Genomic DNA, 15,405 nt, shown 5'->3' on the forward strand with positions numbered 1-15,405 from the left:
CGCTCACACTTCCGGCAAAGCTGTACCGTCCTTGCGCTCAAGCAAGACCGCCCGTGCTGCATTCACAACCCGACGGGACAAGCGCTCCAGCGTTGGCGACTGCACTTTCCAGCGATGCCAGTAGAGCGCAACATCGACCGGCATGTCCGGTGCCAGATCCAGCACCCGGCCCGCAGCCAGCGCCGGCAGCGCTTGCACATCCGGGGCCATGCCGTAGCCGATTCCCAGTTCGATCGCATGCAGGAACGGTTCGGTCGCCGGCACATGATGACAGGGATAGCCACCAGTCAGGCCAAAACGCCGGCGCAGGAAATCGGCCTGCAAGGCGTCCTTGCGATTGAACACCAGCACCGGCGCCCTGCCTGCTGCCTCGCGGGTGAACCCAGCCGGGAACCAGCGCGCGACATACGCCGGCGACGCCAGCATCCGGTAGCGCATGATGCCCAGCGGCTCGGCAATGCAGCCCCGCATCGCCTGCGGCTCGCTGCTCACGCAGGCGAGCGCCTGGCCACTGGCCAGCAAGGCATAGGTGTGATCCTGATCGTCGACACTCAGATCCACGAGCACCTGCTCATCCGCCAGAAAGTCCGCCAGGGCCGGCAGCAGCCAGGTGCCCAGCGTATCGGCATTGATCGCGATCGCGACTTCCTGCCAGCCAGCCGGACCGGCAGCCAGTTCCTGCAGCAGGTCTTCTTCCAGCAGGCGCGCGCGACGCAGGTACTGCAACAGTTTCTGCCCCGCCGGCGTGGCGCGGCACGGGCGGCTGCGCACCACCAGCGGCGTCCCCAGCCCGGTTTCCAGTGCGCGCACACGCAGCGACACCGCCGAAGCGGTGAGGTGCAGGCGCTCGGCCGCCAGCTCAAACGAGCCGGTGTCGATGACAGCGAGGAAGGCTTCGCCATGGCGCGGATCGATCTGCATGGTAATCAAGTATTTTTTAGGTATCCGGATAAATATTAATCCTGCTTCGTTTATCTCGCCAGCCAGTGCATGCTGCAGGCATCGAATTGCAGCAATGGATGGCATGGCATGAGCACAAGCGTGTATTTTCAGGGGCTGGGACTGTGTGCCAGCCTGATCATGGCGATCGGGGCGCAAAATGCACACGTCTTGCGCATGGGGCTGGCGCGGCAGCATGTCGTGCCGACCATCGCCATCTGCATCGTGCTGGATTGCATCCTGATCACGCTGGGTGTGGCCGGCATGGGCAAGCTGATCGAAGATACCCCGTTGCTGTTGGCGATAACCCGCTGGGGCGGCGCAGCCTTTCTGGTCTGGTACGGGCTGCGCGCCTGGCGCAGTGCGCTGTCGAGCAACCAGCTCGACGCGCGCGGGGCGCCCGCGCTGGATCGGCGTACCGCCATCATCACTGTGTTGACCCTCTCGCTACTGAACCCGCATGTGTATCTGGATACGGTACTGCTGGTCGGCAGCATCGGCGGCCAGCAGGCCCCGGATAGTCGCCCGGCCTTTGTGCTGGGTGCCTGGACGGCGTCGGCGCTGTGGTTCATCAGTCTAGGCTTTGGCGCCCGCCTGCTGGCGCCCCTGTTTGCCCGACCGCTTGCATGGCGCATTCTGGACGGGCTGATCGGCGCGGTGATGCTGCTGATCGCCGCCCTGCTGGTGATCTGACGGGTATACACAGGAGCATCATGAAAATCATGTACTTGCGAGGCATACACTTGGCCGTATGACTGCAGCACTCAGGTACACCGACGTCAATGTGTATAGTAACGGGAACCCAGGCCCATCCGGCCTGCCACAATAGCCCTGTGTAATGCCAAGCTCGAGCACCCCCGCCATGCTGCGCCAGTTTCTGCCTGATTTCATCGACAAAGCCTTTTTCCACGACCTTGTTGCCTCGCTGCTGCTGCTGATCTTCCTGATCATCGTGCGGGCAGTACTGCGCAGCGCCATCCTGCGGCGCGAAGACCTGCCGGTCGATACCCGCCGCCGCTGGCTGATCAGCGTGCGCAACACGATCCTGCTGGTGATGATGCTTGGTCTGGCGCTGATCTGGTCAAACGAGATCGAGGCCGTGGCGGTGTCGATGGTGGCTATTGCTGCCGCGATCGTGATCGCCAACAAGGAGCTGATCCTGTGCATGTTGGGCTCGATCTACCGCACCAGCACGCACGCCTACAGTGCCGGTGATCGCATCGAAATCCGCGGCCTGCGCGGCCAGGTACTCGATACCTCGCTGCTGGCCACCACCCTGCTTGAATCCAGCCAGGCCAATCAGGCCAAGGGCACGGTCGGACGCACCATCACCATCCCCAACAGCGTGCTGCTGTCCGAGCCGGTATACAACGAAACCAAGCTGGGCAGTTATGTGATTCACACCATCCATGTCGAGCTGGGCCGTGGCGAAGACTGGCAACGTGCCGAGCGCGTGCTGCTGGACGCCGCCAGCGCAATCGTCGCAGGCTACCAGAATGAGCTGGAAGCGCACCGGCGCGAGATCGAACAGAGTTTCGCCCTGGAAAGCCCTTCGCTATCACCGCGGGTGCGTATTGCCCTGGGTGACCACGAAACGATTTCCCTGCACCTGCAGTTGCCGGTCGCACTGGGTGAGCGCTCGCGCACCGAACAGCAGATTCTGCGCCTCTACCTCGCTGGTGCAGCCACAAATTCCGCAACAGGCACAGAAAAATCATAAAGCAGTTGCGTTTCGCGCAACACTTTGTGATAATGCATCGCAACAAGCCCGCACCAGCGCGGGCTTGTTCGTTTTATTGCATCGTTCCTGACCCTGTTCTTGCGTGACGGCCCAAGGCCGCCATGGCGAAACCCGCATAGCGGCGTGATGTGGTTGGCACCGATGTTTATCCCCGCGATGACGCGGGCCAACCTTCCTTATCAGGACACACCATGACGCATCCCCTCGCGGACAATGCATTTGTCGCGCTCGGCCTCGACCCCGTTCTGGCGAAAATGCTCGCCGATCAAGAAATCACTACCCCGACTCCGGTTCAGGAACAGACCATTCCGGCACTGCTGGAAGGCAATGACGTCCTCGCCTCCGCCCAAACCGGCACCGGCAAGACCGCAGCGTTCCTGCTGCCCGCACTGCAAAAACTGATGGCGCCGGCCAAGACCCATGCCCGTGGCCCGCGCGTTCTCATTCTTACCCCGACCCGTGAACTGGCCGAACAGGTTTCCAAGGTGGCCATCTCCTTCTGTCGCCCGATTCCGCGCTGCAAGGTAGTTTGCGTGGTCGGTGGCGTACCGTATCCGGTGCAAAATCGCCAGATCTCCCAGCCTTACGAAGTGCTGGTTGCCACCCCGGGCCGCCTGCAGGATCTGATGTCCTCGGGTCGCATCGATTTCCGCCGTCTGGAAACCTTCATCCTCGATGAAGCGGACCGCATGCTCGACATGGGCTTTATCGAAGAAGTCGAAGCCATCGCCTCCGCACTGCCGGCCGATCGCCAGACCGCCCTGTTCTCGGCCACCGTTTCGCCTTCCGTTGAAGAATTCGCCGCACCGATCCTGCGTGATCCGCTGCGCATCACCGTTGCTCCGGCCGAACGCGAACCGATCGCCCAGGCGCTGCACTATGCCGACGGCTATGACCACAAGCTCAAGCTTGCCGCGTCGTTCCTGAAGAGCCACAGCGAACAGCAAGCCGTGATGTTCACCGCCACCAAGGCTGATGCCGACCAGGTTGCCGACTGGCTGAAGCTGGAAGGCATTCGTGCGGCTGCCATGCACGGCGATCTGCCGCAAAGCGCCCGCCGCCGTACGCTCGATCGCGTTCGCCGTGGTGAAGTCGACGTACTGGTCGCCACCGATGTGGCCGCTCGCGGTATTGACGTGGCCAGCATCGACCTGGTGATCAACTTCGACCTGCCGCGCGCAGCCGAAGACTATATCCACCGCATCGGCCGTACCGGCCGTGCCGGTCGCAGCGGCCAGGCGATTTCGCTGATCAGCCGCAACGATGCCGTACCGCTGATCCGCATCCGCAACGCCTACAAGATTGACTTTGAAGAACTCACCGTCGAAGGCCTGGAAGCCAACTTCCGCCCGCGTGACCGCAAGCAGGGTGGTGGTCGCGGCGGTCGCCCGCAAGGCAATGGCGGCGGCCGTCGTTTCGAAGGTGGCCGCAATGAAGGCCGCTCTTTCGATGGCGAACGTCGTGCACCGCGTCGCGATGGCAACAACTTCGACTCTGGCAAGCGTTTCGGCGGCAACAAGCGTGAAGAAGGCAACCGCTTTGCCCCGAGCCGTGATTTCGACGCCAGCCACCGCTTCGATGGCACGCGCAGCGAAGACCAGCATGGCGAAGCACGCCGTGAACGCGAACCGCGCCACCACGAAACCCGCGGCTTCAACGACAGCCACGGGCGCAAGCCACAAGGCTTTGGCGGCGACCGTCCGGCACGCCAGGGTCAGGGCGAAGCCCGCTACGGTGCTCCGCGTGGCGAAGGCAAGCGTTTTGACGGCCCGCGTGATGGCGCTCCGCGTCGTGAATCCGCACCGCAAGATGGCAAGCGCTTCGACTCCCGCGGCGGCGACAACCGCTTTGACCGTTCGCGCAGCAGCGATGACCGTCCGCGTCGCGAAGGCGGATTCTCCCAGCGTACCGACAGCCGCCCGGCCGGCAACCGCGAAGGTGGCGAGCGCCGCCCGAGCTTTGGCCAGAAGCCGCGCGCGCCGCGTTTCGGCTAAGCCAGCCATGGCAAATAAAAAGGGATACCTGAGGGTATCCCTTTTTATTTGGCGATTCGCCTTGACTACACGGCAATACCCGGCAATGTTTACTTGCTGTGTGTGACCACGACGCGCTGGTATACGCCCCCGAAGAAGGTTTGCTTCTCCCAGCTGAAACGCCCGGCATCCCGCGCGTAGCTGCTGATTTCGCGCTGCCACAGTGTCTTGGCAAACGGCTCCAGCAGTGCATTGACCACACGCAGGATCCAGCCTACCGGATGCAGGGCATGCGGGCGAGAGTAATCAACAAATACCGCCTTGCCGTGCACCGGCAATTGATCGAGGATGTTGTTGACGATGGCAGCCTTCTTGTCTTCCGGTACTTCATGCAGCAGGAAGAAGCTGCAGATCAGATCGTATGGGGCTTCTTCCGGTGCGCGCCAGACCGCCGCATCGGCGCGCATCACGCGAGCCCAGTATTTACTCCTCAGCTTGGCTGAGCCGTGCTCGATCTGGATTGGCGTGATATCGGTCAGATGGAAGCTGCCACCAGGCCCTACCTTGTCGGCCGCACGTGCAACCAGATCACCATACACATGCGCCACCTGCCACACCCGCATGCCGGGCTCGATTTCGGCCAGATAAGATCGCATCAACCGCTGATCGTTGCCGAACAGCAAGGTGGTTACCACCAGATTGCGGTCCAGAAACTTCACCCAATTCGGATCCACGTAGGCCCAGTCATACACTTCGGTCATGTACTCGGGAACGCCTTCGTAGTACGGATTTTCCTTCAGTTCGGGGTGATTGCGGGTCATGCTGACCTCCTCCTTTCGACAGTCGCAGCCAGTCTAACAGCACTCCCTGCCCTCGGGTTTGCGCTGCAACAAGGCCGGGAGCAATCCTGACATTCCCGTATGACCAGCCCATGAAAAAGCCGGCTGCAAGCCGGCTTTTTCATGGGGCAACGTCAACGCTCAGAGCGCAGCCACCACCGCATCACCCATGGCCGAGCAGCCAACCTTGATCGTGCCAGCTTCGTAGATATCGGCAGTGCGCAGGCCGTCGGCCAGCACCTTCTTCACCGCGTTTTCGATGCGCAGCGCCGCAGCTTCTTCATTGAAGGTATAGCGCAGCAGCATCGCGGCCGAGAGGATAGTCGCCAGCGGGTTGGCCACATCCTTGCCGGCGATGTCCGGTGCCGAACCGTGGCTGGGCTCGTACAGACCCTTGTTGTTGGCATCCAGCGAGGCACTGGGCAGCATGCCGATCGAGCCGGTCAGCATCGACGCTTCATCGCTCAGAATGTCGCCGAAGATATTGCCGGTCACCATGACGTCGAACTGCTTCGGCGCTTTCACCAGCTGCATCGCGGCGTTATCGACCAGCATGTGGGAAAGCTCCACATCCGGGTACTCCTTGGCCACGTCGGTCATGATTTCCTTCCAGAATTCGGTGGTCTCCAGCACATTGGCCTTGTCGACCGAGCACACCTTCTTGCCGCGCTTTTGCGCCGCCTGGAAGGCGACGTGACCGATACGGCGGATTTCCGACTCGGCGTACAGCATGGTATTGAAGCCTTCGCGCTCACCGTTGTCGTTCACGCGAATGCCGCGCGGCTGGCCGAAATAGATGTCGCCAGTCAATTCGCGCACGATCAGGATGTCCAAACCGGACACCACTTCGGGCTTCAGGGTGGAGGCATTGGCCAGCTCCGGATACAGAATGGCCGGGCGCAGGTTGGCAAACAGGTTCAGATCCTTGCGGATGGCCAGCAAGCCGCGCTCCGGGCGCAGCGGACGCTCCAGCTTGTCATACTGCGGGCCGCCAACCGCCCCCAGCAGAATGGCATCGGCTTCGCGCGCCAGCTTCTGCGTGAATTCGGGATACGGGCTGCCGTACTGATCGTACGCCGCGCCACCCAGCGGCGCTTCGGTCAGCTCGATCGGCATGCCTTCCGCTGCCAGCTTGTTCAGGACTTTTTTCGCTTGCGCGACAATCTCGGGACCAATGCCGTCACCGGGCAGAACCAAAATCTTCATAGGTGTTCTCCAGTCAATCAATACAGGGTATATGCCTGCAAGTCATTATTTAAATAGGTTACAGCCATATACCTAAAGGACAATGCCTTTCATTCAGCAATCATGCCAAAAAGAAAGAGGGGCTAGCCCCTCTTTCCTGACCAGGCGGTCGAGTCTTACGGCTGGCGCTTGTATTCCACGTCGCAATCGGTCATCACGATCACGCGCGGGTGCGTTTGCAGCAGCGAAGCCGGCACTTGCGTGGTAATCGGGCCATTCAGAGTGGCATCCAGAATGGCGGCCTTCTCGGCGCCCTTCACCACCAGCAGGATGGCCTTGGCCTGCATGATCGAACCCATGCCCATGGTTACGGCGTGCGTCGGCACTTCGTCGAGGCTGTTGAAGAAGCGCTTGTTGGCTTCGCGGGTTTCGTCCTTCAGGGTCACCTTGTAGGTGAAGCGCGACAATTGGGTGTCAGGCTCGTTGAAGCCGATGTGGCCGTTGTGGCCAATGCCCAGCAGTTGCAGGTCAACCGGACCTTGCTCGTACATCATTTCGTCGTAGCGGCGGCATTCGGCATCCACATCGGCGGCATTGCCGTTCGGAACATGGGTGTTGGCCGGGTTGATGTCGATGTGGTCAAACAGGTTGCGCTGCATGAAGGCGCGATAGGATTCCGGATGCGTGATCGGCAGACCGACGTATTCGTCAAGATTGAAGGTCTTGGCTTGCGCGAAGCTCACCAGGCCTTGCTGGTGAGACTTCACGATTTCCTTGTACAGGCCAACCGGAGTGCCACCCGTAGCCATGCCCAGAACGGCATTCGGCTTGGCGCGCACGGTGGAGATGATGAGATCGGCTGCGGCGCGATCGAGGTCGGCCTGATTCTTGAACTTATGCAGGATCATGTGAATGGTTTCCGGTATTGACGGGTGACTAAAAAAGAACAGCGTAACTATACGGCAAAAATGCTGCTGAAAAGTTGACGTAAACGAAATCGCCGGCTTTCAGCTGCATTTTCACCGCACCGGCGCCATTCAGGCGAACAGCCAGGGTTGCTCGCTCTTGCGCTTTTCTTCGAATGCGCGGATTTCATCGGCATGGCGCAGCGTCAGGCCGATTTCATCCCAGCCATTCAACAGGCACGCCTTGCGGTGCTCGGTGATCTCGAAGCTGAACACCTGGCCAGAAGGCGTGGTGATCGTTTGCGCGGCCAGATCGATATTCAGGCGATAGCCTTCGCTGGCAGCGGCTTCACGGAACAACTGATCCACCACGTCGGCAGGCTGTACGATGGGCAACAGGCCATTCTTGAAGCAGTTATTGAAAAAGATGTCGGCAAAGCTCGGCGCAATCAGCGCGCGAAAGCCGTAATCCTCGATCGCCCAGGGGGCGTGCTCGCGGCTGGAGCCGCAGCCGAAGTTGTCGCGCGCCAGCAGGACTTCCGCACCGGCATAGCGCGGGAAATTCAGTTCGAACTCCGGATTCAGCGGGCGCTGGCTGTTGTCCATGCCCGGCTCGCCATGATCCAGATAGCGCCATTCGTCAAACAGATTCGGGCCGAAACCGGAACGTTTGATCGACTTGAGGAACTGCTTGGGAATGATGGCGTCGGTATCGACGTTGGCGCGATCCATCGCGCACACCAGTCCATTGAGTTGGGTAAATGCTTTCATTGTATTGCCCTTCGTATTTCTGCCGGAGCCGGGAGTACGCCCGGTGGCGCGCCCCTGCGACTCCGTGGCGATTATTTGCCCGAGCTCTTGTCGATCTTGCCACCCAGGTGTTCCAGATCCTTGCCAAAGCCGCTAACGGTATTGCAGGCGCTCAGAGTCAGTACAGCCATAACAACAGCAAACAGTGCGAGTTTGTTCATGATGTAGCCTCCCGGATTGAGTTGAATTAGTTCCAGTTGCGGATATCGACAAAATGGCCGGCGATGGCCGCGGCGGCAGCCATTTCCGGGCTGACAAGGTGCGTGCGCCCGCCTTGTCCCTGCCGACCTTCGAAGTTGCGGTTCGACGTCGATGCGCAGCGCTCGCCCGGCTCCAGCCGGTCGGCATTCATGGCCAGACACATCGAACAGCCCGGCTCGCGCCACTCGAAACCGGCCTCGATGAAGATCTTGTCCAGGCCTTCCTCTTCGGCCTGGCGCTTCACCAGACCCGACCCCGGTACAATCAGCACCAGCTTGACGCTGTCCGCCTTTTTCTTGCCCTTGACCACCCCGGCGGCTGCGCGCAGGTCTTCGATACGGCTATTGGTGCAGGAACCGATGAACACTTTGTCGACCGGAATGTCGGTAATCGGGGTGTTGGCTTCCAGCCCCATGTACTGCAGCGCGCGGGTATAGCTGGCCTGCTTGACCGGATCGGCCTGGTCGGCGGGATTGGGCACCACGGCAGTCACCGGCAGCACCTGCTCCGGGCTGGTGCCCCAGGTCACTTGCGGAGCAATGTCTTCCGCCTTCAGTTCAACCACGGCGTCGAATTGCGCACCCTCGTCGGAGACCAGAGAGCTCCAGTAGGCGACGGCCTTGTCCCACAGTTCGCCCTTCGGCGCGAAATCGCGTCCTTTCAGGTACTCGGCAGTTTTGTCGTCAAACGCGACCATGCCGGCACGCGCACCGCCTTCGATGGCCATGTTGCACAGCGTCATGCGCCCCTCGATCGACAGCCCGCGGATCGCGCTGCCACCGAATTCGATCGCGTAACCGGTACCGCCTGCGGTGCCGATCTTGCCGATAATGGCGAGCGCCACATCCTTGGCAGTCACGCCCTTGCCCAGCACACCGTCAACGCGCACCAGCATGGCCTTGGATTTCTTCGCGACCAGCGTTTGCGTGGCCATCACGTGTTCAACTTCGGAAGTACCGATACCGTGAGCCAGTGCCGCAAATGCACCGTGGGTAGAGGTATGGCTGTCACCACAGACGACCGTCATGCCCGGCAGGGTTGCGCCGTTTTCCGGGCCAACCACATGGACGATGCCCTGCTTGATGTCCTTGAACGGGAAATAGGCCAGTGCACCGAATTCCTTGATGTTCGCATCCAGGGTTTCCACCTGGGTGCGCGAAATCGGATCCTGGATGCCCTTGTCCCATTCATTGGTCGGGGTGTTGTGATCGGCAGTCGATACGATCGAACTCTTGCGCCACAGTTGGCGCCCGGCGAGCTTGAGCCCTTCGAAGGCCTGCGGGCTGGTGACTTCATGCACCAGATGACGGTCGATATAGATCAGACAGGTGCCGTCGGCTTCCTGGCGCACAATGTGCGATTCCCAGAGCTTGTCATACAAAGTTTTACAGGACATGGCGCTTCCCGGTCATGCAACGGTTCATCGAATACGCGCATGATGCCAAAAGCCGGCACAGCGCGCAGCACGGATTTGCAACAAGGATACTGCCGCCTTGATACCGGAACAAGACTAGTAGTTATACTGGTATAAATGCTAATAGCCAGTCCGCCGAAGCCCCCATGAGCAATCACCAGCAGGAACTTGCCGACTTTCTCAAATCACTGCGTCAGCGCTGTGAGCCAGCGCAATTCGGCATTGCCGCCGGTGGCCGCAGGCGCACGCAGGGCCTGCGTCGCGAGGAGGTCGCGCAACTGGCCGGCATCAGCCCGACCTGGTACACCTGGCTGGAGCAGGCGCGCGACATCAGCATGTCACCTGCCGTGCTCGACCGACTGGCGAGCGCCCTGCGCATGGACAAAACCCAGCGGGGGTATCTGTTCGAACTAGCCGGTAAAGTTGATCCTCAGCCCCATACCCATGAGGATATCCTGCCTGCCAGCAGCAAGCAGGCCCTGGTCGAGCGCATCAGCACACCCGCCTATCTGCTCGGGCGGTGCTGGGACATCGAGGCCTTCAATGCCGCAGCTGGCAGCTTGTTTACCAGCTGGCCAGCCAGCGAGGTACCGCTGAATCTGCTGCATTATGTGTTCTTCGACCCGGCCGCACGCGAGCTGGTGGCTGACTGGGAGCAGCGGGCACGGCGACTGGTTGCGGAATTTCGCGCCGACACGCATGGCCTGCGCGATGATCCGGCCTTTCGCCTGCGCTTTGACCGGCTGGAGCAAAGCCCGGAGTTTCGCGCCAGCTGGCTGCGCCACGATGTCCTGGAGCGCCAGGGCGGCGTGCGCAGCTTCCATCATCCAGTGCTTGGCGCCATCAGCTATCAGCAATACACCTTCCGGCTGGAGCAGCAGGAAGACGTCAAGCTGGTCATCCTGACCCCGGTCGCCGGCTAACAGGCGGCGATTGTTTGCGGCCAGGCCGGGGAAAATACCTAAAAGCTGCAACCAGATCCCTAAGTCCGGGGCACGGGGTTGAAATCAGCGCCCGCAGCAGACAAAAAAAGACCCGGCCTGAGCCGGGTCTTTCATTTCAGCACGAGCTGATTACTTCGCGACGTCAGCCATGGCCTTGGTCAATGCTGCATCCGCGGTGTCCGCATCCAGCGACCAGCTCATCAGGCCGTTCAGTCCCTTGGCCTTGACGTACTGCACCTTGCTGGCGATGGTGGTCGGATCGTCGTAGCTCCACCAGTCACCAGTACTGGTATACAGATAGAGCTGCTTGGTGACCGGATGGTACTTGCGGGTTCCGGTCGCAGTCACCAGCGCACGGTAATCACCGTAGCCGGCCTCTGTACTCACACCCACCTTGCCGGCTGCACGGGTAGCCTTCTGATACAGGCCATCGCCATTCGGGCCCGCCGGTACACCACCCCAGCCGCGGCCGTAATACGGCACACCCAGCACCAGTTTATTGGCCGGCATGCCCGCATTGATCAGCGTATTTACTGCGGTATCGATGTTGTACTTGCCAGCAACCGTATTGGCGCCCGGATCGGCCGGATCCGGATACAGGTGCGAATGGAAGTTCGTCGTATCTTCCCAGCTGCCATGGAAGTCATACGTCATCACGTTAACCCAGTCCATGTACTTGCTGTAGTCGGCCGGATTGGTGTTGGAGATCTTGTCCACACCGGCACCGATAGCCGCAGTCAGGTAGAAGTGCTTGTTGCCATTGGCAGCACCGTACGCCTCCAGCTGCTTGCGGAATTCAGCCATCAGCAAGGTGAAGTTTTCCTTGTCGGCAGCGGAGGCCACATTGCCATCCAGACCACCGCCACCCGGGTATTCCCAGTCGATGTCAAAGCCGTCGAAGATCCCGGCAGCGGCTGCTGCACCACCGGCCGGATCCCCACCGCTCTTCTTCAGGTTACCCTTCAGATAGACGTCGATACACGAGGCCACCAGCTTCTGGCGGTTGGCATCGCTCGCTGCGGCAGTCGAGAAATACTTCGACCAGGTCCAGCCGCCCAGGGAGATCAGCACCTTCATGTTCGGGTATTTCTTCTTCAGCTTCTTGAGCTGGTTGAAATTACCCTTGAGCTTGTCTTCCCAGACGTCACCCACGCCATCGACCGAGTCGCTGGCCTTGTAATCCATCTGGTAGTCGGCCCAGGCGTCGCCGCCATCGCCTGCGGTGTTGTTCTCGTTAGCCTTGTTGATGCCGCTGTCACACTGCACCGAACCATCGGCCTGACGATAGATATTGCCAAAGGCGTAGTTGATGAAGGTGAGCTTGCCAGCAGCACCGCTGGTATCAACCGCTTTCACAAAGTAGGCACTGTCATACACGCCCCACTGGGTGAAGTAGGCACCAACCTGCGGCTTGTCCGGAGCCGGAACCACGCTACCTGTCGGAGTCGGGGTAGACGTCGGAGTCGGGGTGGCTGTCGGCGTCGGAGTAGCCGTCGGCGTCGGAGTAGCTGTCGGGGTCGGAGTAGCTGTCGGGGTCGGAGTAGCTGTCGGCGTCGGAGTAGCTGTCGGTGTCGGAGTGGCTGTCGGGGTCGGAGTAGCTGTCGGAGTCGGAGTGGCACCACAAGCCCCCAGATCCTTCCAGGCGCCCCATTCGGCATTGCTAGGCGTATCGGTTGTCCACCACTTGGCTTCGTAATTGCGCCCGTTATAGGTCACTCGCTGGCCGCCGGTATAGGCAGTGCCGGACTTCCAGGTCACATAACAGCCGGCTGCCGGAGTCGGGGTTGCTGTCGGAAGTGGTGTTGCTGTCGGAAGTGGTGTTGCTGTCGGAGCCGGTGTTGCTGTCGGAGCCGGTGTCGCGGTCGGAGCTGGCGTCGCTGAACCGGTCACATCCTTCCACAGCGTCGGCGAGGCCAGCGGATTCCAGCCGGTGCCCACATAAGCGGTGTGGGTGACCAGTGCCTGGTAGTCACGCCCGTTATAACTTACATAAGCACCAGCTTGATAGGTATTTCCTTCAGCCCATTGCGGGTAGGTTGCCGCAGAAGCATAAACAGCAAAGCTTGTTGATAACAAAGCCATTATTAGCTTTTTCTGATCCATTACTCATCCCTCCAGGATATTATTGGTATGGAATTGCATTATGCTTCGATACCAGAACGAGTAAGGATTAACACTTATTTAGTTTTGAAACGGTGTTGCATTTTTGTGAAGCCGACCGAATATCTGGCTTACGGTGAACCGCCATTCAGGGCAGAAATCACATCAACGCACATTTGTGGAGCGTCACCTCAGTGCTGCCTATGGCGCTGCTCGACAACCCGGACCCACCATGCGCGGCCCGATGCGCAACAAAAGGCAATTCAGAAGCCATTCGGCAGATGCCCGCCGCATTGACACAGCCGCACCTTGGTATTGCGAACAGGGCGGCGTGGAAACGCATGCTTCAGGGCAGAGCACGAAAATACGAAAACAAAAAGGGGTATCTGCCCAAAGAAGAACAAATACCCCTTTTACAAAACCATACCCATCTTGGGTATTGCTTCAATAACCTAGCCCTGCAACGCCTCCAGCGCTTCGTGCAGCTCCAGCCAGCGCAACTCGTACTCGTCCAGCAACCCCTTCACTTCCGCCTCGCGGCGCAGTGTCTGCTGCAGCTCATCCTTGTTTGCAGGGTCGTACAACCCCTCCTCACCCAATCGCTGACTGAGGCGCGCATGCTCTTCGGTGAGTGGTGCCATTTTCTTTTCCAGTTGCTGCAGCTCTTTTTCCAGTGGCTTGCGCTGACTGGCCAGTCGCTGCCGGGCTTCGGCCTCTTCACGTTTCTGGGTGCGCCGATCCATACTGGCCACCGAACCGCGCAAATCACCCTGCTGGCTTTGGCGCAAGTCCTGGCTGTAGCGCGTGTAGTCGTCAAGGTCACCATCAAAGGGGCGCACATGGCCTGCCTCGATCAACCAGAAATCATCAACCGTTGCGCGCAGCAGATGCCGGTCGTGCGAGACGACAATCAGCGCGCCTTCGAAATCCTGCATGGCCAGAGTCAGCGCCTGGCGCATTTCGATATCCAGGTGATTGGTAGGTTCGTCCAGCAGCAACAGATTCGGACGCTGCCAGATCAGCAACGCCAGTGCGAGCCGGGCCTTCTCGCCACCGGAGAATGGTGCAATCGGACTGGTCGCCATCTCGCCACGGAAATCGAAACCGCCAAGATAGTTGCGATGCTCCTGCTCGCGTGTGGTCGGATCCAGTTTCTGCAGGTGCCACAATGGGGACTCTTCCAGCCGCAGATGCTCAAGCTGGTGCTGGGCAAAATAACCGATCTTCAGCCCCTTGCCTTCAACCAGCTGACCGGCAAGCAAAGGGCGCTCGCCGGCCAGGGCCTTGATCAGGGTCGACTTGCCGGCGCCATTTACCCCGAGCAGACCCAACCGCGCCGATTTTTCCAGGCTGAGATTCAGACCGGTCAGGATGGGATTCGCGGCATCATAGCCGGCACTGCCATTTTCGATCCGCAGTAATGGATTGGGGCTGGATTCAGGCTCGCGAAATTCGAAACTGAACGGTGAATCAACGTGCGCGGCAGCAATGCGCTCCATGCGCTCCAGCGACTTGACGCGACTCTGCGCCTGCTTGGCCTTGCTGGCTTTGGCCTTGAAGCGGGTGATAAAAGACTCGAGATGGGCAATCTCTCGCTGCTGCTTTTCGAATGCCGCCTGCTGCAATGCCAGGCGCTGCGCCTTCTGCTCTTCAAAATCGGCGTAATTGCCGGTATAGAGTGCGAGTTGCGCACGCTCGATATGCAAAATCTGGCGTACGGTGTTGTCCAGAAAATCGCGATCGTGCGAAATGACCAGCAACATCCCCTGATAGCTGTTGAGCCAGTTTTCCAGCCAGACCACGGTTTCAAGATCCAGATGGTTCGTCGGCTCATCCAGCAGCAGCAGATCGGAGCGACACATCAGAGCCTGAGCCAGATTCAGGCGCATGCGCCAGCCACCCGAAAAGTTTGATACCGGCCGTGCGGTTTCTTCCTGACTGAAGCCCAGACCAGCCAGCAGTTTGCCAGCGCGAGCCCGCGCCGAATAACCATCAATTGCCTCCAGTTGCGCCAGCAACTCGGCGTGGGCATGACCTTCATGATCGGCAATTCCCGCCAGCTCGCTTTCGATACGGCAGAGCTCGGCATCGCCTTGCAGTACATAATCCAGCGCCGAAATCGGCAATGCGGGGGTTTCCTGCGCAACATGCGCGATGGTGATGCGGGGCGGCATGTCCAGATCGCCGGAATCCGCATGGATTTCACCGCGCAGCATGGCAAAGAGGCTGGATTTGCCGGCGCCATTGGCGCCCACCAGGCCAGTCTTGCTGCCAGGATGAAGGGTCAGATTGACGCGGTCCAGCAGTTGCTTGGTGCCGCGCAGCATAGAGAGATTGATAAGTCGGATCATGGG

General features: G+C 60.1%; 13 protein-coding genes. 4 read left to right on the plus strand and 9 right to left on the minus strand.

The window, feature by feature from the left end; genetic code table 11:
• Positions 1 to 3: 3 nt before the first annotated feature.
• Positions 4 to 921 (minus strand): HTH-type transcriptional regulator ArgP, encoded by a 918-nt coding sequence (gene argP, locus INR99_RS08895; protein WP_194115987.1) that lies wholly within the window; start codon positions 919 to 921, stop codon positions 4 to 6.
• 108 nt (positions 922 to 1,029) lie between these two features.
• Between argP and INR99_RS08900 the strand changes: the two genes are divergently transcribed.
• The 3 genes from INR99_RS08900 (at position 1,030) to INR99_RS08910 (ending at position 4,674) form a co-directional block, all read left to right on the plus strand.
• Positions 1,030 to 1,632 (plus strand): LysE/ArgO family amino acid transporter, encoded by a 603-nt coding sequence (locus INR99_RS08900; RefSeq protein ID WP_194115988.1) that lies wholly within the window; start codon positions 1,030 to 1,032, stop codon positions 1,630 to 1,632.
• Positions 1,633 to 1,801: 169 nt separating this feature from the next.
• Positions 1,802 to 2,659 (plus strand): mechanosensitive ion channel family protein, encoded by an 858-nt coding sequence (locus INR99_RS08905; protein WP_194115989.1) that lies wholly within the window; start codon positions 1,802 to 1,804, stop codon positions 2,657 to 2,659.
• A 212-nt stretch (positions 2,660 to 2,871) separates the two neighbouring features.
• Entirely contained in the window at positions 2,872 to 4,674 is a 1,803-nt protein-coding gene (locus INR99_RS08910) for a DEAD/DEAH box helicase (protein ID WP_194115990.1), read from the plus strand.
• Positions 4,675 to 4,763: 89 nt separating this feature from the next.
• Here INR99_RS08910 and rquA read toward each other — a convergent pair whose 3' ends face one another.
• The 6 genes from rquA to leuC all read right to left on the minus strand — a co-directional run bounded on the left by rquA (position 4,764) and on the right by leuC (position 9,989).
• Positions 4,764 to 5,474: a rhodoquinone biosynthesis methyltransferase RquA gene (gene rquA, locus INR99_RS08915; protein ID WP_194115991.1), complete on the minus strand. Its 711-nt coding sequence runs from the start codon at positions 5,472 to 5,474 to the stop codon at positions 4,764 to 4,766.
• A 159-nt stretch (positions 5,475 to 5,633) separates the two neighbouring features.
• Positions 5,634 to 6,698, minus strand: coding sequence for a 3-isopropylmalate dehydrogenase (gene leuB / locus INR99_RS08920; RefSeq protein ID WP_194115992.1), 1,065 nt, complete (start codon positions 6,696 to 6,698; stop codon positions 5,634 to 5,636).
• Between the two features lie 155 nt (positions 6,699 to 6,853).
• Entirely contained in the window at positions 6,854 to 7,585 is a 732-nt protein-coding gene (nagB, locus tag INR99_RS08925) for a glucosamine-6-phosphate deaminase (RefSeq protein ID WP_194115993.1), read from the minus strand.
• 129 nt (positions 7,586 to 7,714) lie between these two features.
• Positions 7,715 to 8,353, minus strand: a complete 639-nt coding sequence (gene leuD / locus INR99_RS08930) for a 3-isopropylmalate dehydratase small subunit (protein ID WP_194115994.1) — start codon at positions 8,351 to 8,353, stop codon at positions 7,715 to 7,717.
• A 71-nt stretch (positions 8,354 to 8,424) separates the two neighbouring features.
• Positions 8,425 to 8,553 (minus strand): entericidin A/B family lipoprotein, encoded by a 129-nt coding sequence (locus INR99_RS08935; protein ID WP_194115995.1) that lies wholly within the window; start codon positions 8,551 to 8,553, stop codon positions 8,425 to 8,427.
• Positions 8,554 to 8,579: 26 nt separating this feature from the next.
• Positions 8,580 to 9,989 carry a 3-isopropylmalate dehydratase large subunit gene (leuC, locus tag INR99_RS08940; protein WP_194115996.1) on the minus strand — a complete coding sequence of 470 codons (1,410 nt, stop codon included), beginning with the start codon at positions 9,987 to 9,989 and terminating at the stop codon, positions 8,580 to 8,582.
• 164 nt (positions 9,990 to 10,153) lie between these two features.
• Here leuC and INR99_RS08945 point away from each other — a divergent pair, with 164 nt between their 5' ends.
• The gene (locus INR99_RS08945; RefSeq protein ID WP_194115997.1) at positions 10,154 to 10,930 is read left to right on the plus strand and encodes a helix-turn-helix transcriptional regulator; all 777 of its coding nucleotides are present in this window, start codon (positions 10,154 to 10,156) and stop codon (positions 10,928 to 10,930) included.
• Between the two features lie 150 nt (positions 10,931 to 11,080).
• Here INR99_RS08945 and INR99_RS08950 read toward each other — a convergent pair whose 3' ends face one another.
• Both INR99_RS08950 and INR99_RS08955 read right to left on the minus strand, forming a co-directional pair.
• On the minus strand, positions 11,081 to 13,054 hold the full coding sequence (locus tag INR99_RS08950; protein WP_194115998.1) for a glycosyl hydrolase family 18 protein: 1,974 nt from the start codon (positions 13,052 to 13,054) through the stop codon (positions 11,081 to 11,083).
• A gap of 449 nt (positions 13,055 to 13,503) precedes the next feature.
• A complete protein-coding gene (locus tag INR99_RS08955; protein WP_194115999.1) occupies positions 13,504 to 15,402 on the minus strand; it encodes an ATP-binding cassette domain-containing protein in 1,899 nt (632 codons plus the stop codon).
• Positions 15,403 to 15,405: the final 3 nt, after the last annotated feature.

The sequence above is a fragment of the Chitinilyticum piscinae genome (genome assembly GCF_015223195.1).
Classification (GTDB): Bacteria; Pseudomonadota; Gammaproteobacteria; order Burkholderiales; family Chitinibacteraceae; genus Chitinilyticum; species Chitinilyticum piscinae.

Excerpts from the sequence above, each read along its gene's own strand:
- INR99_RS08950 (WP_194115998.1), bottom strand. The coding sequence starts at position 13,054 with ATGGATCAGAAAAAGCTAATAATGGCTTTGTTATCAACAAGCTTTGCT.
- leuC (WP_194115996.1), bottom strand. The coding sequence starts at position 9,989 with ATGTCCTGTAAAACTTTGTATGACAAGCTCTGGGAATCGCACATTGTG.
- INR99_RS08905 (WP_194115989.1), top strand. The coding sequence starts at position 1,802 with ATGCTGCGCCAGTTTCTGCCTGATTTCATCGACAAAGCCTTTTTCCAC.
- INR99_RS08935 (WP_194115995.1), bottom strand. The coding sequence starts at position 8,553 with ATGAACAAACTCGCACTGTTTGCTGTTGTTATGGCTGTACTGACTCTG.
- nagB (WP_194115993.1), bottom strand. The coding sequence starts at position 7,585 with ATGATCCTGCATAAGTTCAAGAATCAGGCCGACCTCGATCGCGCCGCA.
- INR99_RS08955 (WP_194115999.1), bottom strand. The coding sequence starts at position 15,402 with ATGATCCGACTTATCAATCTCTCTATGCTGCGCGGCACCAAGCAACTG.
- argP (WP_194115987.1), bottom strand. The coding sequence starts at position 921 with ATGCAGATCGATCCGCGCCATGGCGAAGCCTTCCTCGCTGTCATCGAC.
- rquA (WP_194115991.1), bottom strand. The coding sequence starts at position 5,474 with ATGACCCGCAATCACCCCGAACTGAAGGAAAATCCGTACTACGAAGGC.
- INR99_RS08900 (WP_194115988.1), top strand. The coding sequence starts at position 1,030 with ATGAGCACAAGCGTGTATTTTCAGGGGCTGGGACTGTGTGCCAGCCTG.
- leuB (WP_194115992.1), bottom strand. The coding sequence starts at position 6,698 with ATGAAGATTTTGGTTCTGCCCGGTGACGGCATTGGTCCCGAGATTGTC.
- leuD (WP_194115994.1), bottom strand. The coding sequence starts at position 8,353 with ATGAAAGCATTTACCCAACTCAATGGACTGGTGTGCGCGATGGATCGC.
- INR99_RS08945 (WP_194115997.1), top strand. The coding sequence starts at position 10,154 with ATGAGCAATCACCAGCAGGAACTTGCCGACTTTCTCAAATCACTGCGT.
- INR99_RS08910 (WP_194115990.1), top strand. The coding sequence starts at position 2,872 with ATGACGCATCCCCTCGCGGACAATGCATTTGTCGCGCTCGGCCTCGAC.